The sequence below is a fragment of the Labrys sp. E2SS-1L genome (assembly GCF_057073705.1).
The window spans coordinates 1,227,209-1,247,811 of the sequence record NZ_CP172713.1 but is presented as its reverse complement, the minus strand read 5'-3'; the positions used below and the strand labels follow the sequence as shown (position 1 = coordinate 1,247,811).

Annotated in this window: 19 protein-coding genes and 1 pseudogene; 15 read left to right on the top strand and 5 right to left on the bottom strand. The window is 62.8% G+C overall.

The features are described 5' to 3' along the window. Nucleotides 1–84: 84 nt before the first annotated feature. Nucleotides 85–1,005 (top strand): LysR family transcriptional regulator, encoded by a 921-nt coding sequence (locus ACIGJE_RS31315; RefSeq protein WP_483680569.1) that lies wholly within the window; start codon nucleotides 85–87, stop codon nucleotides 1,003–1,005. A 72-nt stretch (nucleotides 1,006–1,077) separates the two neighbouring features. On the opposite strand, the gene ACIGJE_RS31310 is transcribed toward ACIGJE_RS31315, so the two are convergent. Continuing rightward, nucleotides 1,078–1,671: a Urease operon accessory protein gene (locus ACIGJE_RS31310; RefSeq protein ID WP_483680567.1), complete on the bottom strand. Its 594-nt coding sequence runs from the start codon at nucleotides 1,669–1,671 to the stop codon at nucleotides 1,078–1,080. A gap of 391 nt (nucleotides 1,672–2,062) precedes the next feature. On the opposite strand from ACIGJE_RS31310, the gene ACIGJE_RS31305 reads away from it, so the two are divergent. From ACIGJE_RS31305 to ACIGJE_RS31285, 5 genes are all read left to right on the top strand, one after another. Next, nucleotides 2,063–3,310: an NAD(P)/FAD-dependent oxidoreductase gene (locus tag ACIGJE_RS31305; RefSeq protein ID WP_483680565.1), complete on the top strand. Its 1,248-nt coding sequence runs from the start codon at nucleotides 2,063–2,065 to the stop codon at nucleotides 3,308–3,310. Nucleotides 3,311–3,497: 187 nt separating this feature from the next. Further along, nucleotides 3,498–4,244 carry a 3-methyl-2-oxobutanoate hydroxymethyltransferase gene (locus ACIGJE_RS31300; RefSeq protein ID WP_483680563.1) on the top strand — a complete coding sequence of 249 codons (747 nt, stop codon included), beginning with the start codon at nucleotides 3,498–3,500 and terminating at the stop codon, nucleotides 4,242–4,244. 12 nt (nucleotides 4,245–4,256) lie between these two features. Next, nucleotides 4,257–5,300, top strand: a complete 1,044-nt coding sequence (locus ACIGJE_RS31295; protein ID WP_415080977.1) for a sterol desaturase family protein — start codon at nucleotides 4,257–4,259, stop codon at nucleotides 5,298–5,300. A gap of 2 nt (nucleotides 5,301–5,302) precedes the next feature. Beyond that, nucleotides 5,303–5,614, top strand: coding sequence for a MocE family 2Fe-2S type ferredoxin (locus ACIGJE_RS31290; protein ID WP_415080979.1), 312 nt, complete (start codon nucleotides 5,303–5,305; stop codon nucleotides 5,612–5,614). A gap of 236 nt (nucleotides 5,615–5,850) precedes the next feature. After that, nucleotides 5,851–6,786, top strand: coding sequence for a sugar ABC transporter substrate-binding protein (locus ACIGJE_RS31285; protein WP_483680561.1), 936 nt, complete (start codon nucleotides 5,851–5,853; stop codon nucleotides 6,784–6,786). Between the two features lie 84 nt (nucleotides 6,787–6,870). Here the strand turns inward: ACIGJE_RS31285 and ACIGJE_RS31280 are convergent, their stop codons facing one another. After that, a complete protein-coding gene (locus ACIGJE_RS31280) occupies nucleotides 6,871–7,881 on the bottom strand; it encodes a LacI family DNA-binding transcriptional regulator (protein WP_483680559.1) in 1,011 nt (336 codons plus the stop codon). 352 nt (nucleotides 7,882–8,233) lie between these two features. On the opposite strand from ACIGJE_RS31280, the gene ACIGJE_RS31275 reads away from it, so the two are divergent. Genes ACIGJE_RS31275 through ACIGJE_RS31265 form a run of 3 tightly spaced genes read left to right on the top strand, consistent with a single transcriptional unit; the run spans nucleotide 8,234 to nucleotide 10,476 of the window. Next, nucleotides 8,234–9,331, top strand: coding sequence for an ABC transporter permease (locus ACIGJE_RS31275; protein WP_376717679.1), 1,098 nt, complete (start codon nucleotides 8,234–8,236; stop codon nucleotides 9,329–9,331). Between the two features lie 2 nt (nucleotides 9,332–9,333). Beyond that, entirely contained in the window at nucleotides 9,334–10,113 is a 780-nt protein-coding gene (locus tag ACIGJE_RS31270; RefSeq protein ID WP_311936948.1) for an ATP-binding cassette domain-containing protein, read from the top strand. Between the two features lie 9 nt (nucleotides 10,114–10,122). Next, a complete protein-coding gene (locus ACIGJE_RS31265) occupies nucleotides 10,123–10,476 on the top strand; it encodes a hypothetical protein (RefSeq protein WP_483680557.1) in 354 nt (117 codons plus the stop codon). A gap of 128 nt (nucleotides 10,477–10,604) precedes the next feature. Here the strand turns inward: ACIGJE_RS31265 and ACIGJE_RS31260 are convergent, their stop codons facing one another. After that, nucleotides 10,605–11,534, bottom strand: coding sequence for a LysR family transcriptional regulator (locus ACIGJE_RS31260; protein ID WP_415080987.1), 930 nt, complete (start codon nucleotides 11,532–11,534; stop codon nucleotides 10,605–10,607). Nucleotides 11,535–11,711: 177 nt separating this feature from the next. On the opposite strand from ACIGJE_RS31260, the gene ACIGJE_RS31255 reads away from it, so the two are divergent. The 5 genes and pseudogenes from ACIGJE_RS31255 (at nucleotide 11,712) to ACIGJE_RS31235 (ending at nucleotide 17,094) form a co-directional block, all read left to right on the top strand. Continuing rightward, nucleotides 11,712–12,701 carry an aldo/keto reductase gene (locus tag ACIGJE_RS31255; RefSeq protein WP_367624742.1) on the top strand — a complete coding sequence of 330 codons (990 nt, stop codon included), beginning with the start codon at nucleotides 11,712–11,714 and terminating at the stop codon, nucleotides 12,699–12,701. A 150-nt stretch (nucleotides 12,702–12,851) separates the two neighbouring features. After that, nucleotides 12,852–13,610 (top strand): annotated as a pseudogene (locus tag ACIGJE_RS31250) (carboxymuconolactone decarboxylase family protein); the annotation flags it as partial. Between the two features lie 211 nt (nucleotides 13,611–13,821). Continuing rightward, complete coding sequence (iolG, locus tag ACIGJE_RS31245) at nucleotides 13,822–14,829, top strand: inositol 2-dehydrogenase (RefSeq protein ID WP_415080990.1); 1,008 nt, start codon at nucleotides 13,822–13,824, stop codon at nucleotides 14,827–14,829. Between the two features lie 2 nt (nucleotides 14,830–14,831). Next, nucleotides 14,832–16,268 carry an NAD-dependent succinate-semialdehyde dehydrogenase gene (locus ACIGJE_RS31240; RefSeq protein ID WP_415081150.1) on the top strand — a complete coding sequence of 479 codons (1,437 nt, stop codon included), beginning with the start codon at nucleotides 14,832–14,834 and terminating at the stop codon, nucleotides 16,266–16,268. A 10-nt stretch (nucleotides 16,269–16,278) separates the two neighbouring features. Then, entirely contained in the window at nucleotides 16,279–17,094 is an 816-nt protein-coding gene (locus tag ACIGJE_RS31235; protein ID WP_415080992.1) for an HpcH/HpaI aldolase family protein, read from the top strand. Between the two features lie 167 nt (nucleotides 17,095–17,261). On the opposite strand, the gene ACIGJE_RS31230 is transcribed toward ACIGJE_RS31235, so the two are convergent. Together ACIGJE_RS31230 and ACIGJE_RS31225 are read right to left on the bottom strand one after the other, a co-directional pair. Further along, nucleotides 17,262–18,263 (bottom strand): Gfo/Idh/MocA family protein, encoded by a 1,002-nt coding sequence (locus ACIGJE_RS31230; RefSeq protein ID WP_415080994.1) that lies wholly within the window; start codon nucleotides 18,261–18,263, stop codon nucleotides 17,262–17,264. 30 nt (nucleotides 18,264–18,293) lie between these two features. Continuing rightward, entirely contained in the window at nucleotides 18,294–19,487 is a 1,194-nt protein-coding gene (locus ACIGJE_RS31225; RefSeq protein ID WP_415080996.1) for a Gfo/Idh/MocA family protein, read from the bottom strand. 369 nt (nucleotides 19,488–19,856) lie between these two features. On the opposite strand from ACIGJE_RS31225, the gene ACIGJE_RS31220 reads away from it, so the two are divergent. After that, complete coding sequence (locus ACIGJE_RS31220; protein WP_311936928.1) at nucleotides 19,857–20,597, top strand: ATP-binding cassette domain-containing protein; 741 nt, start codon at nucleotides 19,857–19,859, stop codon at nucleotides 20,595–20,597. Nucleotides 20,598–20,603: the final 6 nt, after the last annotated feature.

Sequence of the window (20,603 nt, the reverse complement as noted above, 5' to 3'; positions counted from 1 at the left end):
GGCTAGATATGTGTTTGGATCCGGCTTGATAATCGCCTCACTTTCCACATTATCTGTGAAGTCAGTTCACAGATTGGGCGTCGCATGGACAATCGCGTCGGCGAAATGCAGGTCTTCCTGCGCGTGGTGGAGAGCGGGAGCTTCTCCGAGGCTGCCCGGTTGCTGTTGATGACGCCCTCAACGGTCAGCAAGCTGATCGGTCGCATCGAGGAGCGCCTGGGCGTGCGCCTGCTCGAGCGCTCCACGCGCCGGCTGTCGCTGACGGCCGAGGGCCAGATCTTCTATGAGAAGAGCCTCGCCTTGCTGGCGGAACTGGACGAGATCGAGCGCGGCCTGTCCCAGGGCGCGGCCAGTGCCGGCGGCACCGTCCGGGTCAACGCCTCGGTCGCTTTCGGCGTGCTGGGCCTGGAGCCCTTGCTGCCGGCGTTCTGGGAGGCTCATCCCAACATCGTCGTCGATGTCTCCCTCTCCGACGAGATCGTCGATCTCTATCTCGACCGTACCGATGTCGCCTTCCGGGTGGGCGCGCTGCAGGATTCCGCCATGATCGCACGCCGCATCGGCGTGGCCAGGCGCAAGATCGTCGCTGCTCCGCGCTATATCGAGCGCCGGGGAGAGCCAAGGATCGTGGAGGACCTCGCCGGCCACAATTGCCTCGGCTTCAATTTCCGGCGGGCCGCGCCGGTCTGGCCGCTGAGGGAAGGGGGACGCATCGTCGATCGCGTCGTCGGCGGGCCTCTGCTTGCCAATAATGGCGAGACCGTCCGGCGGATGGCGGTGGCGGGAGCCGGGTTGGCGCGGCTCGGCGAATACCATGTCCGGGCCGATATCGCAGCGGGCCGCCTGGTCGAGGTGCTGTCGGAGGCGGTCGAGGGGGACGAGGAACAGATCCATGCCCTCTATCTGGGCGGCCCGCATCTGCCCTATCGCGTCAGGGCCTTCCTCGATTTCGTCTGTCCTCGCCTGACGGCCTTCATCATGGGCAGACAGACGGCCGTGGCATGACGAAGAGGCGGCTGGGGATGCGCAAATACCCTTGATCGCCAGGCGCGGGATGAAGCTTCATCTCGGCGGGGGCTAAAGGCGCGTTACCCGACCAAGCCGAATGTAGCGATCCACGAGGGTCTTTTCGGCAGAAAAAGGGTGCCACTCCCACCCCTGATGGGTAAAGCCGACGAGAATGACGGGAAGGTGGGCGAAACGCTGGAGAACATAGTGGAGCGCCAGCATTCCGCTGCTTGGTACCACATAGGGCGGAGCCGCAAGATCAGCGAGGTCACGATCGACTTCGTCGTGGAGCTTGCGATCGAAAACCAGAAAGTCTTTGCCGACGACAGCGCAATAGGTGGCGAACCTCGACGTGTGATCATCGCAAAAATCGGTGAGGTCGGGCCACATATCGATGATGGCCGCCCTCAGGTCCAGAAACTTGGCTGGGTTGCGTACGCACCATAGTTCGCCGGCTTCGCGGATCGCCGAATGAGATCGCCACTTGGTGGAGGTCGCCATCGCGTAGCCAGGCCGACCCGTGTTGCAGATGGCCACGGCATGCGTAGGGCCCGGCAGGTCGGCATAGGACCGGCAGTCGTTGAAGCGGACAACGAAGCTGGCCTGATCGGCAAGGGACACTGCGTCAGGAGAGATGGGACCGTTGCCAACCAGCAGGATCATGCAGCAGCCAATCGAGACTGGAGAGTCCAACGGTCGGGAACACGACAATGCAAATTCACAGCTTCCCGAAATTACGCATTTGAGGGCGCTTTTAGCATGGGCATGGACCTATGGAACAGCGGGTTGCCGTTTGGCACGATGGGCCTTCTGCGGGACGATCGGGGCTGTCGCCAAGTGGATTTCGGCCTTGGCCACGTCGGTCCAGCCTGGCTGCCTGGATGCGAAACCTCCTTTGCTGCTGCAATGCGCTGGCGTGCCGGCAGCCCGGACGACGGAGCGCTGACGACCGGCTGTGATCAAATCTGATCAAGACTCCTCGTTCAATCCGATGAATTTTCTCGCACATTTCGCGACGGAACGGAGACGCCATTGCGTCGCCGGTGAAGACGGAATGGAAACCATGAGCGAGCATATGGTCATAATCGGTGCGGGCGAAGCCGGGAGCAGGGCTGCCTTTGCATTGCGCGAGCTTGGCTTTGCGGGCTCGGTGACACTCATCGGCGAGGAGATGCATCTTCCCTATGAACGGCCGCCCTTGTCCAAGGACGCGCTGACCACTGAGGATGCGCCCGGTCCGAAGACCATCGCCACCGTCGCACGCTTCGAGGCTTCTGCAATCACATGCCTGACCGGTATCAAGGTGCACGGCATCGACCGCGTGGCAAAGCGGGTGCATCTGTCCGATGGCCGGACGCTTGCCTATCACAGGCTCCTGCTCGCTACAGGTGCGAGTGCGCGGCGCATAATCCTTCCCGGGGACGGCGACGACCGCCACTGCGTAACATTGCGCCGTTTCGAGGACGTGGCGCGCCTGCGCAGTCATTTTCGTCCTGGCGCCAGGATCGTCATCATCGGCGGCGGTTTCATCGGGCTGGAGGTTGCAGCCAGTGCAATCCAGCGCGGCGCGGGCGTAACGCTGATCGAGGTCCAGCAACGCATCCTGAGCCGGGGCGTGCCCGAAGAGATCGCCCGTATGGTGGAGGCGCGCCATCTTGCGTCCGGCGTCGAACTGGTGTGCGGGATCTCCATCCTGTCCTTGCAGGACAGGGGAGGGCAGGCCGTGCTGCGCTTGGCGAACGGACGGGAGATCGCCGCCGATCTCGTGGTGGCCGGTGTCGGTGCGGTGCCATCGACGGAGCTTGCCGAGGCAGCCGGGCTGGCGATCGAAAACGGGATAGCCGTCGATGCCCAGCTTCGCACCAGCGACCCGTCGATCTTCGCCGCCGGCGATTGTTGTTCGTTCCCCCTGCCGGTCTACGACAACAGGCGGGTGAGACTGGAATCCTGGCGCAACGCGCAGGATCACGGCGCGCTGGCGGCCCGCAACATGCTCGGCGCCAATGACATGATTTCCGCCGTGCCCTGGTTCTGGTCGGATCAATACGATCTCAGCCTCCAGGTTGCCGGATTGGTCGATCAGGGATGCTCGATTGTGCGGCGAGACCTCGGACCGCATGCCGTTCTGCAGTTTCATCTGGATGGCACGGGCCGCCTGGTCGCGGCGAGCGGCATCGGGCCTGGCAATGCGGTGGCCCGCGATATCCGCCTGGCGGAGATGTTGATCGCCAGGCGTACCAGACCCTCGGCGGCCGCCTTGTCGGCACCGAACGTCAATCTCAAGAGCTTGCTTGCGGCGTGAACACACCGGTCAGCCTGCCGGGCCGAGGCGGTGACTTGCGAGCGGGCAGGTCGCCAGCGCTTGATCAATTCTGATCAAGTAATCCGGCGACGGACTCCGGCACGCCGGCTATCATCGATGCAAGAAAAAGGGAGAAAAGGCGATGGACCGTCGGCCGTCGGTTTATGATCTGCGGAGCCAGAAAGGCTTGCGAAAGTGGCTCCAGCTGCATGTCGATACCCCGGCCGAGGCTGCCGCCGCGCAGGCCGCTGGCATCGTGATCCTCTCCTGCGAGCCCGATCATCAGCTCGAAGCCCTGCGCAAGGCCGCGCCCGGAGCCTTCCTGTCGGCAGGGATGCCGCATGGCTCTGTCTCGTCGCCCCAGGAAGCCATTCGGCTCGGCTTCGAGATCCTTCGCCGCGGCGCCGATTCCATCTATTGTTCGCATTCTCCGTTTTTCATCGAAGCCATGGCGCGCGAAGGCATCCCGGTCACCGGCCATGTCGGCCTCGTGCCAAATCGAGCGACCTGGACGAATTTTCGCGCCATCGGAAAGAAGGCCGAAGAGGCGGTCCAGGTGATGCGCGCCGTCAAGGATATCGAGAATGCAGGAGCGGCTTTCATCGAGGTCGAAGTGGTCCCCGTGCGCCTCGCCGACTTCATCACGCGCTCGACCCCGATGATCACGATGGGCATGGGATGCGGATCGGCCTGCGACACGCAATATCTGTTTTCATCCGATGTGCTGGGGACGAATAGAGGGCATTACCCCCGTCACGCCAAGAAATATGCCGATTTCGCTGTCCTCGAGGCGGAACTGCAGCAAAAGCGCGTGACCGCGTTCCAGGCCTTCGCAGCTGATGTCGAGAATGGCGCCTATCCGCAGGCCGTGCACCAGGTCGACATGGACGACGACGCCTTCGAACGTTTCCTGACCCTTTCCAACAAGCTCTGAAAGGAGGCCGTCATGGACGACCTTTCCTATGGCGCGCGCAACAAGCGCGGCGACTGGGCTCCGAACGAGCCGGCCTCAACGGCGCCCGTCTTCACATTCCCGCCGCAGCCGCTGAAGTTCCTGAAGTGGCTTCCGCACTATTTTCTTCCCTACAACGTCCTGTTCGCGCTCTCGGCCGTTGCCTGGTGGTATTTTGTCCTGCCGGAGCCCGAAGTGATGAAGGCCTTGGCCTGGGGCTGGGTGTTGAAGCTCTTCGCCGCCAACGCCATCGCCGTCTTCCTGTTCTTCGGCGCCTTCGAACTGAAGCTCTATATTCTGCGTTCGCAGGGCAACCGCTTCAAATATAACGGGAAATTTCCGGCCGAGCAGCGTTCGAAAGCCTTCTTCTTCGAGCGCCAGAATGTCGACAACATGCTGCGCACCTTCGGAACCGGGCTGCCGATCTGGACGGGCATCGAGGTGTTCGTGCTCATGGCCTTCGCCAATGGCTGGGTGCCGTGGCTCGCCTTCGCGCAGAACCCGGTCTATCTGTTCGTGCTCGCGCTCCTGGTGCCGATCATTCACGAGACCCATTTCTTCCTGCTGCATCGGGCGATCCATTGGGGACCGCTCTACAAATGGGTGCACTCCGTCCACCACAATTCGGTGAATCCCTCGCCGTGGTCGTCCCTCTCGATGCATCCCGTCGAGCAGTTCTTCTATCTCGGCACCATGTTCTGGCACCTGATCATTCCATCCAACCCGATCATGGCGCTCTACCAGCTGCATTTTGCCGGATTTGGTGCCATTCCCGGCCATGTCGGCTTCGACAAGGTGGAACTGGGCGAGGACACCGCCGTCGATAGCCACGCCTATATCCACTACCTCCACCACAAATATTTCGAGGTGAACTATGGCGACGGGCTGATCCCCTTCGACAAGTGGTTCGGCACGTTCCACGACGGCAGCAAGGAGGGGGAGAAGCAGATGCAGGTCCGCTACGAAAAGAAGAAGGCCCGCCTCAATGCGAAGGCCGAGGCCAAGAAATCCGATGAAACCGACCGGGCGGGAGCATAGAGATGGCCGACTGGATCACCGCCTGCAAGCTGGCCGACATCGAAACCGAGGGTGTCATTCGCTTCGACCATGGCGGCAGGACCTACGCGATCTATCGCTCGCCGAGCGACGAGGTCTTCTGCACCGACGGGCTCTGCACCCATGAGGCCATTCATCTGGCCGATGGCCTGGTCATGGACTACGAGATCGAATGTCCGAAGCATTCGGGCGCCTTCGACTATCGAACCGGCGAGGCGTTACGCATGCCGCCCTGCGTCAATCTCAAGACATACCGGGCCGAGACGGATGGCACCGATGTGAGGGTGTGCCTGTAGGGTCGGCAGCGCCTTGCGTCATTCGATCGAACGATAATGGGCCGGCACCTTGCGTGACCGGCCCTTTTCAATGGCGCCGTCCCTTGCCCGCCGTCGGAACCTCCGGCAGTCATCCGGGCAAGATCAAATTTGATCAAATCATGCGTTGAGCAGCCTTGGAGCCCCTCTAAACTGAACAACAGAGCGCGGCTCCACACGGAACACAAGGCGAGCCGGCTGATCCAAGGGAGGGTTCAATGAAGGCATGGCTCAAGGCCACTCTCGGCGCTTGCGCGCTGTTGATGTCGACCGCATCCGGTTTTGCCGCGGAACGGATCGTGTTCGTCGGCCACTGGTCGGAATCGGATTCGTTCTTCAACGTCATCCGGAACTCGGCCCAGCTGGCCGCGGATCAGCTCGGCGTGAAGATCGAATTTCGCAATCCGACTGGCGGTGATCTCTCCGAAATGGGGCGCCTGATCGATCAGGCGGCGGCATCGAAGCCGACGGCCATCATCGCCACGGTTCCCGACGAGAATATCGTCAACGATCCGCTTTCCAATGCCGTTGCGGCCGGCATTCCCGTGGTGATCGTGAATTCCGGCTCGGCCGAGATCGCCAAGAAGATCGGTGCGCTGCGCTATATCGGCCAGGCCGAACATGACGCGGGCAAGGCTGCCGGCGAGCAGGCCAAGGCCGCGCAGGTCAAGAGCTTCCTATGCGTGAACCATTTCTACCAGCACCCGGTCTCGCACCAGCGCTGCAAGGGCTTCGCAGACGGGCTCGGTGTGCCGCTGGGCGACCAGGAGATCGATTCCGGCACCGATCCCAACGATGTCGTCAATCGTTCGGCGGCTTTCCTCAAGGCGCATCCCGACACCCAGGCCATCCTGACACTCGGGCCGACCAGTGCCGATCCGATGATCAAATGGGTGAAGGACCAGGGCGCCGGCGACAAGTATTTCTTCGCAAGCTTCGATCTCAGCAAGGACATCGTCGCGGCCATGAAGGATGGCACGGTCAAGGTCGCCATCGACCAGCAGCCCTTCCTGCAGGGCTATGATGCGGTCACCGTGCTGACCAACTATGCGCGCTATGGCGTGCTGCAGGCGAACGACGTCGCCTCGGGCCCCGGCCTGATCACCAAGGCCAATATCGACCAGGTCCTGGCGCTGGCCGGCAAGTATCGCTGACAAGCCATCGCTGACAAATCATCGCGCAAAGAGCGGGGGCGCGTGATGCCCCCGTTTGATTTCGACCTCGCTCCACGCCTGGCGCTAAAGGTTCTCGGCAGTGATCGTATAGAAGCGCACGGGTTCGGAGCTGACCTCGACCGAGATGAAGCCGATCTTCCTCAGGACCGTATCGATGGCGCGCCGGGCCTGCGTCTCCGGGGCCTGATCCAGGACGATATCCATCAAGCCCGATCGCAGCCAAAGCCGGGATTCATCCGTCAGCTCATGGCCGACCCACATCAGGGGTTGGCCGGATTTGCGCCGTTCCAGGACGGAGGCCACGCCGGCATTGGCGCCGCCCGCATTGTAGAGGCCGATGATCCCAGGATCGCGCTTCAGCGCCGTATCGAGAACCTCGGCCGATCGCTGGTCCTGGTCGAGCCCGAACAGCGTCTGCGAGAACAGCAGGCCATCTCCCGCATGCTCGGCAAGGTAGTCCGAGAAACCGCGGATGCGCTCCCGGTGCACTTCGTAGACGCCGCTGTGGCAAAGTGCAGCCAGATGCCCGGACGCGCCTCTCAGCATTCTCGCCATCAACATGGCGGCCGTCCGGCCCGCCGCATAATTGTCGATGCCGACGAAGGCATCGTGGGACCCGTCGATCCGGGACACGATCTGGACGATGGCGACGCCCTTTTCGCGCTCCTGGGCGAGCCTGGCCCGAACCTCCGGATGGTCGGGAGCGACGATGATCAGCCCAACCCGGCGAAAGCCGGGCTCCGCAATCCGCTGGGCCACGCTGGCAGGGGCGTTTTCGTCCACGAAGGTGCGGTGGAGCAGGATGCTCGGATCGAGCGATTCCGAGATGCGGATGAAGGCCTCGTTCAGCCGGGTGAAGAAGGGCGTCTCACGACGCACCATCAGGACCTCGACACGCAGGACGCCGCTGTATTTCTGCGGCAAGGCCCGCGTGCTGCCGAGCTGGCGCATGGCCTGCACGACTTTCTCGATGGTGGCGGGCGTGACATTGCCGCGTGAGTTCAGGACGCGCTCGACCGTCGCGGTTCCGACCCCCGCCTCGCGCGCAATGTCCGCCAACGTCGCTTTTTTCATCCGCGCTCCCGGCATGGTCGGTGGCCCTGCTGTTCGATGACCTTGATCAAATATGATCATAATTGTTGTCGCCTGGAAAGGTGCCCCTGCCTACTATGATCCCATGCTCGGACAGGAAGATCCTGTCGAGCAGACTGCCGCGAGCCCCGCATCCATCGTGGGATGCGAGGATCCCGGAAGTTGTTTCGGGCTGACGTTTCGTACAGCTCCAAAGCAAACTCGACTGATTACAGCCAACCGCCGCTACGACCGGCATGAATTACAAGGCTGTACTTTCGAAGGTTCAGACGGCTTGTCCGGCTGATGGATCAGGGAGGAAGGAATGAACGACCCCAAAGGGGCGGCGCCGCTCATGGCCGACGCCCGACTGCGTCGTGTCTCGCCATTTCGCAAAGCCTTGATCAGACCCGAACTCGGGGCGATCTGCGGCACGATCGCCGTGTTCGTGTTCTTTCTGATGCTCGCGCCTGCCTCCGGCATGTTCTCCCTGGAAGGGGTGATGAATTGGGGCACGGTCTCGGCTCAGTTCATGATCATCGCCGTCGGCGCCTGCCTGCTGATGATTGCGGGCGAGTTCGATCTTTCGGTCGGCTCGATGATCGGCTTTTCCGGCATCGTGATCGCCTTGCTGTCGACCTCGTTCGGTTTTCCGATGTGGCTGGCAATTCTCTCGGCTTTCGCGGTGTCGCTGGCGATCGGGGCGCTCAACGGCTTCCTGATCCTGCGCACCGGGTTGCCCTCCTTCATCGTCACCTTGGCGGCACTTTTCATCCTGCGCGGCCTGACGACCTACATCCCGATCCTGACCAATGGCTCGACCATCATCGGCGGGCTCAAGGCCGCATCTGCCGGAGATTGGCTGGCGCCGGTCTTCGGAGGCAAGATCTTGCAGGGCCTGTTCGCCTGGCTGGCCGAGCAGGGGGTGATCGGCACCTTCAAGGCGGGCCCCAAGGCCGGCCAGCCGATCGTCGACGGCATTCCCATGCTGATGGTCTGGGCGCTTGGCCTGGCGATCGTCGCCCATGTCGTTCTCACCCGCACCGTGTTCGGCAGCTGGATCTTTGCCGCCGGCGGCGATGCCAACGCCGCGCGCAATGTCGGTGTGCCCGTCGGGCGCGTGAAAGTCTGCATGTTCATGCTCACGGCCTTCTGCGCCACGGTGCTGGCGACCTGCCAGGTCCTCGAATTCGGGTCCGCGGCTGCCGATCGCGGGCTTCTCAAGGAGTTCGAGGCCATCATCGCGGCGGTGATCGGCGGCACGCTGCTGACGGGGGGCTATGGCACCGTGGCCGGTGCGGCCCTGGGCGCCGTCATCTTCGGCGTCGTCCAGCAGGGGCTCTTCTTTGCTGGCGTCGAAAGCTCTCTGTTCCGGGTTTTCCTGGGGCTCATCCTGTTGGTGGCTGTCGTCCTCAACACCTATATCCGCCGCATCATCACCGGGGAGCGCTGACCATGGCGAAGACGATCCTCGAACTGAAGAACATCGAGAAGCATTTCGGCATGGTGATCGCGCTGGCCGGTGTCAGCATCGCCATCAACGAGGGGGAGGTGCACTGCCTGCTCGGCGACAACGGCGCGGGCAAGTCGACACTGATCAAGACGATGTCCGGCGTGCATCGGCCGACAAGGGGTGAGCTGCTGCTCGATGGCAAGTCCGTCGCATTCGCCGGTGCCCGCGATGCCATCGATGGGGGTATTGCGACCGTCTTCCAGGACCTGGCGATGATCCCCCTGATGTCCGTGACCCGCAATTTCTTCCTGGGCCGGGAACCCAGGAAGAGGTTCGGCCCGTTTCGCTTCTATGATTTCGAGACGGCCAATCGCGTCACCATGGAGGAAATGACGCGGATGGGCATTCGTCTGCGCGAGCCGGGGCAGGCGGTCGGAACGCTCTCGGGAGGCGAACGGCAATCGGTTGCAATCGCCAGGGCGGTCTATTTCGGTGCCCGTGTCCTGATCCTGGACGAGCCCACCTCCGCATTGGGCGTAAGGCAGACCGCGAACGTCCTGGCGACCATCGACAGGGTGCGGTCCAAGGGGGTGGGCGTGGTGTTCATCACCCATAATGTCCGCCATGCCCTGGCAATCGGCGACCGCTTTACGGTGCTCAATCACGGCAAGACCTTGGGTACCGCCCTTCGCGGCGAGGTCAGCCACGACGAATTGCAGAACCTGATGGCCGGGGGGCAGGAACTCGTCGAGCTCGAGAGCTCCCTGCGGGGCCGCGTCTGAGCGGGATCGATGTCGCTGCGCTTCCCTCGATCGCAAGCAAATAGCCAATTCGCGGGGCAGGACATGGAACGATCTGAGCATCCAAGAGACCTTGCCGAACTGTGCCAGCGGTTTGCGGAGATGCGCGTCGGGTTGAAACCCTGGGCGCAAACGGCCATGGACTATGCCCTCGACAATCGCCTTCAGGTCGCCTTGGGGTCGGCGCGCGACATGGCAAAGGCTTGCGGCATCCCGACCTCGGCCGTCAGCCGCTTGGTGAAACTGTTCGGATTCCGCTGCTTTGCGGATTTCCGCGACGTCTTCAAGCAGGAGATCCGCTTCCATCTCCGTCTTCGACGCCGATGTTTTGTCGAACGTTCCTGATCAGTCTCCGTCCGTCGACATCGATGGCCGGCAGGAGAATGCGTAAACAGGTACTTGGGTCGAGTTTGGGTGCCGGTGATGGCGTGCCCGCTTCGTTGCCGCTGCTCAGACCGCTCGACCTCCGCCGTCTAGGCCCGTGTTTCTGCTGCCAGGGGAAAGTCTCTCGGGCCTCGCCAGCGTAGCGCTTCGATAAAAAGGGTAAAAGCAGCCGAGTGTTGCCGCCGGCTCGGATAATAAAGGTGATAGCCGGGAAAGGGAGGACACCAGTCTTCGAGGACCCGGATAAGCTGTCCGGCACAGATGGGGTCTTTCACCATGTCATCCGGCAGGCAGGCAAGCCCAAGCCCATTCGATGCTGCGTTGATGATCAACAGAACGTCGTTACAGGTGAATTGCCCCTCCACCCTGACATTGAGCGGCCTGCCATTCTTTTCGAATTCCCAGGCATAGAGCCCGCCTTTGGTGGGCAAGCGCAGGTTGATGCAGTTGTGGCCGGTCAGGTCATGGGGTGTTTTGGGTTTGGGGTGCACCTCAAAATAACCCGGCGACCCCACGACCGCCATCCGCAAGTCCGGCGAGATCCGCACGGCAATCATGTCCTTCTCGACCTGCTCGCCCAGGCGGATGCCGGCATCGAAACCGTCCCCGACAATGTCCGTCAGCCTTTGGTCGATTGAAATCTCGATGTTGAGGTCGGGGTAATCCGCCATCAGCTTGCGCGCCGCAGGCATCAGGATGGCATCGGAGGCACTTCGACTCGAGGTGATGCGGATCGTGCCGGCCGGCTTCTCACGCAATTCGTCCAAGGCGGCCAAGCTGCCGCGAATATCGTCGAAGGCGGGAGCCAATGCGGCATATAGCTTGGCCCCGGCCTCGGTCATCGAAATATTCCGGGTGGTTCGACTGAGGAGGCGCAGCCCCAGCCGTTCCTCCAAGCGCCGAACGGTATGGCTCAGCGCAGACTGGGACGTGCCCAATTGTGCAGCCGCGCGAGTGAAACTGCCTTCCTCGGCGACGGTCAGGAAAGCGGCAAGATCGCCGTATTCGCTGCGATGCATTCATGAAAATCCGATATAGACCTATGCACAATTTTGCATCTAACGGAGGCAATGCACCAGTCCTATTCTTGGAGAAACGGGAACGTGCTTCCACCTGCTGGCGCCGAGCGGGCTCTTGCCATCGCGGCGGCCGAGCGCGGGCCAATGGCGCGTTCCCTTTCGAAAAGGAGAAAAGACATGCAAAAGCGGATGCTTGGCAAAAGCGGCCTTGAGGTTTCGGCTCTCGGCTATGGCTGCATGGGGTTGGATTTCGGCTACGCCCACAAGCTCGGCAAGCAGGAGGGCATCACCTTGATCCGCCAGGCGGTGGATCGCGGCGTCACCTTCTTCGACACGGCGGAGGTTTACGGACCATTCACAAACGAGGAAATGGTCGGCGAAGCGCTGCGTGCGGTTCGCGACCAGGTCGTGATCGCCACGAAGTTCGGCTTCAACATCGTCGATGGCAAGCAGTCGGGGCTGAACAGCAGGCCCGACCACATCAAGGCGGTCGCCGATGCATCCCTCAAGCGACTTGGCGTCGAACAGATCGACCTCTTCTACCAGCATCGGGTCGATCCGGGCGTGCCGATCGAAGACGTGGCGGGCGCGGTGAAGGAACTGATCGCAGCCGGCAAGGTGAAGCACTTCGGACTGTCGGAACCGGGTGCGCAGACGGCTCGTCGCGCCCATGCGGTTCAGCCTGTGAGCGCCTTGCAGAACGAATATTCCCTCTGGACGCGGGGCGTCGAAACGAACGGCATCCTGGAGATCTGCCAGGAGTTGGGGATTGGCCTCGTGCCCTATAGCCCGCTCGGCAAGGGCTTCCTGACGGGAGCGATGGATAAGGACACCAAGCTCGCTGATGGCGATTTTCGCAGTATTTTGCCGCGCTTCACGCCCGATGCGATGGCAAAGAACCAAGCTTTGGTGGATCTTCTGAAACGGATCGCAGCCGACAAGAACGCCACGCCCGCGCAGGTTGCGCTTTCGTGGCTGCTGGCACAAAGGCCCTGGATCGTGCCGATCCCCGGTACCACCAAGCTCAATCGTCTCGAAGAGAATCTCGGTGCTGTCGATGTCGATCTGACGGCGGCAGACCTTTCCGAAATCCAGGCTGCCGCAGCCGCAATCCGGATCGAAGGCGAGCGCTATCCCGAGCAGCTTCTCAAGACGACGGGTCTTTGAGGGGCACCCTGCACAATCGAGCGGAGAACGGTCGTCGTCATCACGGGCGCTGCGAGCGGCCTTGGGAACAAGACCGCGCTCCACCCGCCAGGGCGGGCGTCGAGGTCGGCGTAGCCGGTACTCCGCATTGGATAACAACGAGGTCCTTCCATGAAGAAGATCGCCGCATCCATCGCAATTTCAACGCTGGCCGCGACCGGTGCCGAGGCCCAGGAACCTCGTCGTGAGCGTGTTGCACCTGCAGCCGTTTACGAGGTCGCCCCAGGCCTTGGTCATTTCACGGACGACGTGTTGTTCGGCGAGGTCTGGAAACGTGGCGAACTGCCCCCGCGTGATCGTAGCCTGATTACGGTCGCGGCCCTGGTTTCGACTGGGAAGGCGGCGCAGATCGGCAGCCATGTCGCTCGCGCGCTGGACAATGGCGTGAAGCCGGAGGAGATCGGCGAACTCATCACCCAGCTCGCCTTCTATTCCGGCTGGCCGAATGCGATATCGGCCGTCGGCGAGGCAAAGAAGGTTTTCGACGCGCGCGGGATCGGCGCTGTCGCCAACAGCCACGCCGCACGGATTGAGCTCGATGCAGCGGCGGAAGCGGCTCGTGTCGGCACGGTGAACAGCGCGGTGGGACCGACGTCTCCAATCTTGGCTGAGTTGACCAACCGCGTCCTGTTCGGCGATCTGTGGCGGCGGCCCGATCTATCGCCGCGCGATCGCAGCCTCGTCACCATTGCCGCGCTCATCGCCATCGGGCAACCCGAACAGCTTCCCTTCCACGCCAATCGCGCCATGGACAATGGCCTGACACAGGCGGAAACCGCCGAGATACCTGCGCATCTCGGTTTCTACGCTGGCTGGCCTCGCGCCATGTCAGCCATTCCCGTGCTGGAAAAGGTGTTTGCTTCCCGCCGGAAAGAGCAGCGCTGAGCGGCAGGGAAGGGCCTGCCGCATTTTGCCGGACAGGCGGGATGCCGGATCTCATCGAGGCCGCAGGCCTGCGATATCTGCCCTGCCTCCCTTGATATCGCCGCCGACACGGGCGTGCCGCAAAAATAATCCGCATTGCTTGTTGACAATCTGTATTTTTTGCAATGATCATTGCAAAAAATCAGGGAGGATTTCCGTGCTCAGGATTGCCGTATTGGGATGCGGGCGTATCGGACGGATGCATGCTGCCAACATCGGGGCTCATCCCCGGACCCGGCTCGCCGGTGTCTTCGACGTTTCGAGAGAAGCTGCCGCCGAGGTCGGAGCCCGAGAGGCGACGCCCGTCTTCGCGACCGATGAGGAGGTCTTCGCCTCCAGGGAAGTCGACGCCGTGCTCATCGCCAGTTCCACCAGCACGCATGCCGACTATATCGAAAAGGCCGTGGCGGCCGGCAAGCCGGTGTTGTGCGAGAAGCCGATCGACCTGAGCCTGGAAAGGGTCGATCGCTGTGCCAGCACGATCGGCAAGACGTCCCTGCCCATCATGCTCGGCTTCGTCAGGCGTTTCGACCCCACGCACAGGGCGACCAAGGCTGCCATCGCGAATGGCGATATCGGTGACGTACACCAGATCGTCATCACCTCCCGCGACCCGGGAATGGCGCCGGCCGCCTATATGGAGGTGTCGGGCGGTATTTTCCGCGACATGACGATCCACGATTTCGACATGGCCCGCTTCCTGCTGGGCGAGGAACCGCAAACGGTGAGCGCGGTCGGAAGCCGGCTGGTCAATCCGGCTCTGATGGCCCGCTGCGAGGACTGGGATACCGTCTCGGTGGTTCTGACCACGCCGTCGGGGAAGCAGTGCGTGATCTTGAATTCCAGGCAGGCTGCCTATGGCTACGACCAACGCGTCGAGGTGTTCGGCAACAGGGGCATGGCCATCTCGGAAAACCGCAGGACGCATGACTGCGTGCGTTTTGCCGCGGAGTTCACATCCCGCGGGGCGCCTTACCTCAATTTCTTCATCGAACGCTATGCGGAGGCCTTCAACGCCGAGATCGGCGCCTTCGTCGACGCGGTCGAAAACGGCACGACGCCGGAGGTCGGCTTTGCCGATGGCCGTGCGGCCCTGGTCCTGGCCGAAGCGGCCGGCCGGTCGATCCGCGAAGGACGGCCGGTAAACGCCGGCGAGGTCGGGTGAGCATGTATCAGGATTTCGGCCTTTTCATCGACGGCCAATGGCGCCAGGCCTCCGACAAGGGCAGCTCTCCAGTCATCAGCCCCGTGCACGAGCGCGCGCTGGGTGAAGTCCCGCTGGCGACCCTCGCCGATACGGAAGAGGCCCTGGACAGCGCCGCCAAGGGTTTTGCGCTGTGGCGATCGAAGACGGCATTCGAGCGCGCAGATGCCCTGCATCGGATCGCCGATGAGATGCGCCGCCGCAAGGACGATGCCGTTCGCATGATCTCGAGCGAAACCGGAAAGCCCCTTGGGCAGGCCGAGCGTGAATGGGGCCTCGCCACCGACCAGTTCCGCTGGTACGCCGAAGAGGCGCGCCGCATCTATGGCCGCATCATCGAGAGTCGGGTCCCTGGTGGACGCTTCGAGGTTCTGCACGAGCCTGTCGGCATCGCTGCCGCCTTCACGGCCTGGAACTTCCCGGCGGCCCTGGTCGCGCGCAAGGCCGCACCGGCACTTGCCGCTGGCTGTTCGATCATCGTCAGGCCTTCCAGCCAGACGCCGGGGACGGCCATGCTCATGGTCGACTGCACCCGGGCGGCGGGTATCCCCGCCGGCGTGGTGAGCCTCGTCGTCGGCCCGACCGCCACGACCTATGGTCCGATCATGGCCTCCTCGGCGGTGCGCAAGGTCTCGCTGACGGGCTCGACGCGCGTCGGGCAGCAGATGATCAGGGATGCCGCCGAAACGGTGAAGAAGGTCTCGATGGAGCTCGGCGGCAACGCACCCCTGATCATCTATGAGGATGCCGACCTCGAACTGGCCCTCAACACCTCGGTGCCGACCAAATACGCCAATGCTGGCCAGGTCTGCGTGACTCCCGATCGCTTCTTCGTCCATGAAAGCCTGCATGATGCCTTTGTGCGGGGCTTCGTGGCCAGGGCGAGTGCCCTCAGGCTCGGCGACGGTCTCGACGGCGAGACGCAGATGGGGCCGCTCATCAATGCAAGGCGTCGTGGCGAGATCGAGGCCATCGTCGCCGAGGCCGAGAAGGCCGGCGCCAGGCTGGTTTGCGGCGGGCGCGCGCCTCCTTCCTTCAACGCCGGCTTTTTCTTCGAGCCGACGGTGCTTACCGAGGTCGAGGACGGCATGCGCGTGTTCGCCGAGGAGAATTTCGGGCCGATCGCCGCCATAGCCTCGTTTGCCACCGATGACGAGGTTATTGCGCGGGCCAATGCCAGCGACATGGGATTGTCCGCCTATGCCTTCACGCGCAGCCCTGCGCGCGCCAGGCGGACCGTCGCCGAGCTGAAGGCGGGCATGGTCGGTATCAACAGCTTCGCCCTGGCCGCCGCCGAGGCCCCTTTTGGCGGCACCCGGTATTCGGGCATGGGCCGCGAGGGGGGCACCGAGGGCATTGCCGATTATCTCGATACCAAGCTGGCCCAGATCGTATTTTGAGGAGGCGCCGTTGATCAGGAACAAGCTGAAGCAGAGCTGGGCCGAAGGGCGGCCCACCATCAACGGATGGCTCTCGATCGGCAACCCGTTCACTGCGGAAATCATGGCGGCGCAAGGCTATGACAGCCTTACGGTGGACGTGCAGCACGGGGCTCTCGACTATTCCATGCTGCTGCCGATGCTGCAGGCCATGCGCGCATCGGGTGTCGTGCCGATGGCGCGCGTGCCCTGGCTCGAACCCGGCATCATCATGAAGGCGCTGGACGCCGGCGCCTATGGCATCATCTGCCCGATGGTGAACACGGCCGAACAGGCGGCCGAGTTCGTCAGCTATATCCGCTATCCACCGCACGGCCAGCGCAGCTTCGGCCCGACGCGGGCCAACTTCTCGGCCGGCGCCAACTATGCGGCCGAAGCCAATGACGAGATCCTCGGTTTCGCCATGGTCGAAACCGCCCAGGCCATGGCCAATCTTGAGGCGATCGCCGCCACGCCCGGACTGGACGGTATCTATGTCGGGCCGGCCGATCTCACCTTCAGCCTGCACCAGGGGCGCCTGGCGCCGGGTTTCGACCGCGAGGAGCCGGAGATGATCGAGGCGCTGCAGGCGATCGTCGCGGCATGCAAGAAATCGGGCAAGATCGCCGCCCTGCATTGCGGCACGCCCGACTATGCCACGCGCGCCATCGCCTGGGGCTTCGACATGACCACGGTGTCGGGCGATTCCAGGCTGCTCGCCGCTGCCGCGCAGGCCAGCGTCTCCCGCTTTCGCGAGCTCAACGGCAAACCGGCCACGGCATCCCCGGCGGTGAAATCGGCCTATTGATCGCGTGCCTGCAAAGGTCTCATGCCAGGGCACATAAAGGCTGACCCCTCATTGCGAGCGAAGCGAAGCAATCCAGGGACTTGAAGGCACAAAGTCTACGGCCCTTGGATTGCTTCGCTTCGCTCGCAATGACAGAGGTGGTGAGCGAGGCTCTATGCAAGTTGGTATCAGCCATAGAGGCCGGGCATGGGCGTAGTGGATATCTCTTCCCGACGCCCGGATCCGAGCGACCGCAGTCCCGCCTCGGCCACGAGGGTGGCGGCATATCCGTCCCAGGCACTCGCACCGGTGGGCTTGCCGTCCCTGATGCCGTCGATCCACCCCTGCGCCTGCAGGCGATAGGCATCCTGGAAGCGCGGGCGCCAGTCCAGCGGATAGCTCGCCCCCTGCGACAAGGCGTGGTTGACGAGCGCATGCACCGGCCGCTGCAGCTCGATCGTGCCCTTCTCGCACACGAGTTCGCCCCTGACGTCGTAGCCATAGACGGCATCGTTGAAGACCTCGATGGTCGCCAGGGTGCCACCCGGCCCGTCCAGCACCAGAAAGACGGGCGCGCCGGGCGTTTGGGTGGAAACTTCGCCGGGCCGGAACACCGAAATGGCGGTCAGGTCGCCGGCAAGCATCCAGCGTATGATGTCGAATTCGTGCACGGCCGAATTGGCAAGGGCCATGCCGCCATCGAACCAGGGTGGCGCGGCGACATTGCGATGGATGCAATGAAACAGCAGAGGCTTGCCGAGCCTGCCCGCCAGGAGTTGCTCCTTCATCGCGACATAGGCGGGATCGAACCGGCGCATATAGCCCACCTGGACCAGACGCACGCCTGCCGCTATCTCGGCATCGATCAGTTCGAGGCATTCCTGCGAGGTCGAGGCCAGAGGCTTTTCGCACAGCACCGGCTTGCGGGCCATGATGCAGGCAAGGGACAGCTCCTTGTGGGTGCTGTCCGGCGAGGCGATCAGCACGGCATCGACCTGAGGATCGCCAATGAGACGGAGAGGGTCGCCGGCAACATCGGTAGCGCCGACCTCGTCGGCAATCTGCCTGGCGCGCTCGGCATTGGCATCGTAGATGCTGCGAATGCTGGCGCCGGCCACCTGCGATGCGATCGTGCGGGCATGATCGGCGCCCATCACGCCAACGCCGACGATCCCCAATTTGACGCTCATTTCTTCCTCCCGATTTTCGATAGCAGGGCGCTAGGTCAGCCAGCACGGCGTCCAGACACCGCCCTTTTCATGGGATTCCACCGCGGCCTGAATGAAGTTCACGCCGCGCGCGCCATCCTGCACTGTAGGAAATTCGAGCATGCCCGCCGGCAGGGAACGCCTGGCGGCTCTCGCTTCGATCGCCACGGCGAATTCGGTGTAGAGATTGGCCCAGGCATTGCTGAGCGCCTCGCCATGCCCGCTCGGCAGCGTGGACATTTTCCCGACGCCAGGCAGCATCACGCCTTTCTTGCCGCGGACGATCACCTCGTCCGGTTGCCCGAGATAACTGACCCGAAGATATTCGGGCTTTTCCTGGTCCCATTCGATGCCGCCGCGCTCGCCATAGACCCGCAAGCGCAGGGCGCAATAATTGCCGGGCGCGACCTGCGTGACCAGGAGCGTGCCGGGGGCGCCGCCGGCAAGGCGGATATTGATGAAGGCTGTGTCCTCCAGGCCGCGCGCGGGGCCGCAGACATGCAGATCTGCTCTCAGCTCGACGATCGGTTCGGCCGTGACATAGCTCGCCAGATGAAAGGCGTGCGTACCGATGTCGCTGATCGCCGACGCCTTGCCGACCCTTGCCGGATCCTGGCGCCAGGGCAGCTCTCCGCCAGCCGGCTTTTCTTCCAGGCAGGACCATTCCTGGAAATACTCGACATGGACCTGGCGGACCCGCCCGATCCGGCCTGCGAGGATCATGTGCCGCGCCTGCCGTACCATGGCGTGAAACGCGAAGGCATAAGTCACGCCGAAGACCAATCCCGTATCCCTCTCGAGGGTCATCAGGGCCTTGGCTTCGTCCAGGCTCGTCGTCAGGGGCTTGTCGCAGATGACGTTGACGCCCGCCTCGAGGAAGGCACGGGCGATCTCGTAGTGGGTGTGGTTGGGCGTACAGATCGAAACTGCATCGATGCCATCAGGGCGGGCGGCTTCGTGCCGCGCCATGATGCGATAATCGTCGTAGATGCGGTCGTCGGCCAGGAACCAGTCCCGGCCCGATGCCCGGGCCGTGGCCGGATCGGCCGAGAGCGCTCCTGCGACGATGTCCCACCGGTTGGAGAGACGAGCGCCGGCGGCGTGCCAAGCGCCGACCTGGCCACCGCGCCCGCCGCCGACGAAGCCAAGCCTCAGTCGACGATCGGCCCTGGGATAGGCCTCCATCCGAGATTGCCTGGCTGTCATGACTTCCTCTCCCTGCACCTACCGGTGCGATTTTTTGCAATGATTATTGATAAAAATAATTTTAGTCAATTATCATTTCAATAGCCCTTGACGGCCGCGCCGGCTTTGCAATAATTGTTGCAATCACAATGAAAATGAAATAGAAATTGCAAAAAAGAAGCAAGCACCAGCGGCAGGACGGGGAAATTCGCAATGCGTGCCAGGCGTCACGAAAGCATCCTTGCTTGCAGCAGGATCGCCGGGCGACGGATCTTTCGATCCCAATGAAGTCGATGCTCTTCCAGCGCGGGCGGCCGCCTTTTTTCCGGTGGCATCTGCCGGCTGATGCGTCATGAATAGAGCAACAAGAAAAGAAAGAGGGAGCGAGGCATGACATTGCTGCAGCTGAAGTCAGTCTCAAAGAGCTTCGGCGCCATCAAGGCATTGACAGACGTCGAATTGACGATTGGCAGGGCCGAGATCGTCGGCTTGATGGGCGACAACGGCGCCGGCAAATCCACCTTGGTCAAACTGATCGCCGGCAACTTCCCTCCCACTTCCGGTGAAATCAAGCTCGACGACGAGGTGGTGCATTTCCACAAGCCGGTGGAGGCCCGGGCCAAGGGGATCGAGGTCGTCTATCAGGACCTTGCCCTGTGCAACAACCTCTCGGCCGCCGCCAACGTATTCCTCGGCCGCGAGATCAAGAAGGGCGTCGGTCCTTTGCGCTGGCTCGATCACGGGGCGATGATCAAGAAGGCCGGTGAGCTCTTCGCCGAGCTCAAATCGGAAACCCGCCCCCGCGACCTGGTCCGACAGATGTCGGGAGGGCAGCGCCAGGCGGTGGCCATTGCACGCACGCGCCTGTCGCAGGCCAAGATCGTGTTGATGGACGAACCCACCGCCGCCATCAGCGTGCGGCAGGTTGCCGAGGTCCTGGGGCTGATCCATCGCCTGCGCGACGCCGGCATTTCGGTGGTGCTGATTTCCCATCGCATGCCCGACGTCTTCGAAGTCTGCGACCGCGTCGTCGTCATGCGGCGCGGCCATAAAGTGGCGGACAAGCCCATAGCCGCAACCTCGCCCGAAGAGGTTACGGGTCTCATCACCGGCGCAATCCAGGCAGCGTGAGGTTGC

What these genes read in the sequence shown, in the direction of transcription:
- ACIGJE_RS31315 (WP_483680569.1), top strand. Translation starts at nt 85, where the DNA reads ATGGACAATCGCGTCGGCGAAATGCAGGTCTTCCTGCGCGTGGTGGAG.
- ACIGJE_RS31310 (WP_483680567.1), bottom strand. Translation starts at nt 1,671, where the DNA reads ATGATCCTGCTGGTTGGCAACGGTCCCATCTCTCCTGACGCAGTGTCC.
- ACIGJE_RS31305 (WP_483680565.1), top strand. Translation starts at nt 2,063, where the DNA reads ATGGAAACCATGAGCGAGCATATGGTCATAATCGGTGCGGGCGAAGCC.
- ACIGJE_RS31295 (WP_415080977.1), top strand. Translation starts at nt 4,257, where the DNA reads ATGGACGACCTTTCCTATGGCGCGCGCAACAAGCGCGGCGACTGGGCT.
- ACIGJE_RS31290 (WP_415080979.1), top strand. Translation starts at nt 5,303, where the DNA reads ATGGCCGACTGGATCACCGCCTGCAAGCTGGCCGACATCGAAACCGAG.
- ACIGJE_RS31285 (WP_483680561.1), top strand. Translation starts at nt 5,851, where the DNA reads ATGAAGGCATGGCTCAAGGCCACTCTCGGCGCTTGCGCGCTGTTGATG.
- ACIGJE_RS31280 (WP_483680559.1), bottom strand. Translation starts at nt 7,881, where the DNA reads ATGAAAAAAGCGACGTTGGCGGACATTGCGCGCGAGGCGGGGGTCGGA.
- ACIGJE_RS31275 (WP_376717679.1), top strand. Translation starts at nt 8,234, where the DNA reads ATGGCCGACGCCCGACTGCGTCGTGTCTCGCCATTTCGCAAAGCCTTG.
- ACIGJE_RS31270 (WP_311936948.1), top strand. Translation starts at nt 9,334, where the DNA reads ATGGCGAAGACGATCCTCGAACTGAAGAACATCGAGAAGCATTTCGGC.
- ACIGJE_RS31265 (WP_483680557.1), top strand. Translation starts at nt 10,123, where the DNA reads ATGTCGCTGCGCTTCCCTCGATCGCAAGCAAATAGCCAATTCGCGGGG.
- ACIGJE_RS31260 (WP_415080987.1), bottom strand. Translation starts at nt 11,534, where the DNA reads ATGCATCGCAGCGAATACGGCGATCTTGCCGCTTTCCTGACCGTCGCC.
- ACIGJE_RS31255 (WP_367624742.1), top strand. Translation starts at nt 11,712, where the DNA reads ATGCAAAAGCGGATGCTTGGCAAAAGCGGCCTTGAGGTTTCGGCTCTC.
- ACIGJE_RS31240 (WP_415081150.1), top strand. Translation starts at nt 14,832, where the DNA reads ATGTATCAGGATTTCGGCCTTTTCATCGACGGCCAATGGCGCCAGGCC.
- ACIGJE_RS31230 (WP_415080994.1), bottom strand. Translation starts at nt 18,263, where the DNA reads ATGAGCGTCAAATTGGGGATCGTCGGCGTTGGCGTGATGGGCGCCGAT.
- ACIGJE_RS31225 (WP_415080996.1), bottom strand. Translation starts at nt 19,487, where the DNA reads ATGACAGCCAGGCAATCTCGGATGGAGGCCTATCCCAGGGCCGATCGT.
- ACIGJE_RS31220 (WP_311936928.1), top strand. Translation starts at nt 19,857, where the DNA reads ATGACATTGCTGCAGCTGAAGTCAGTCTCAAAGAGCTTCGGCGCCATC.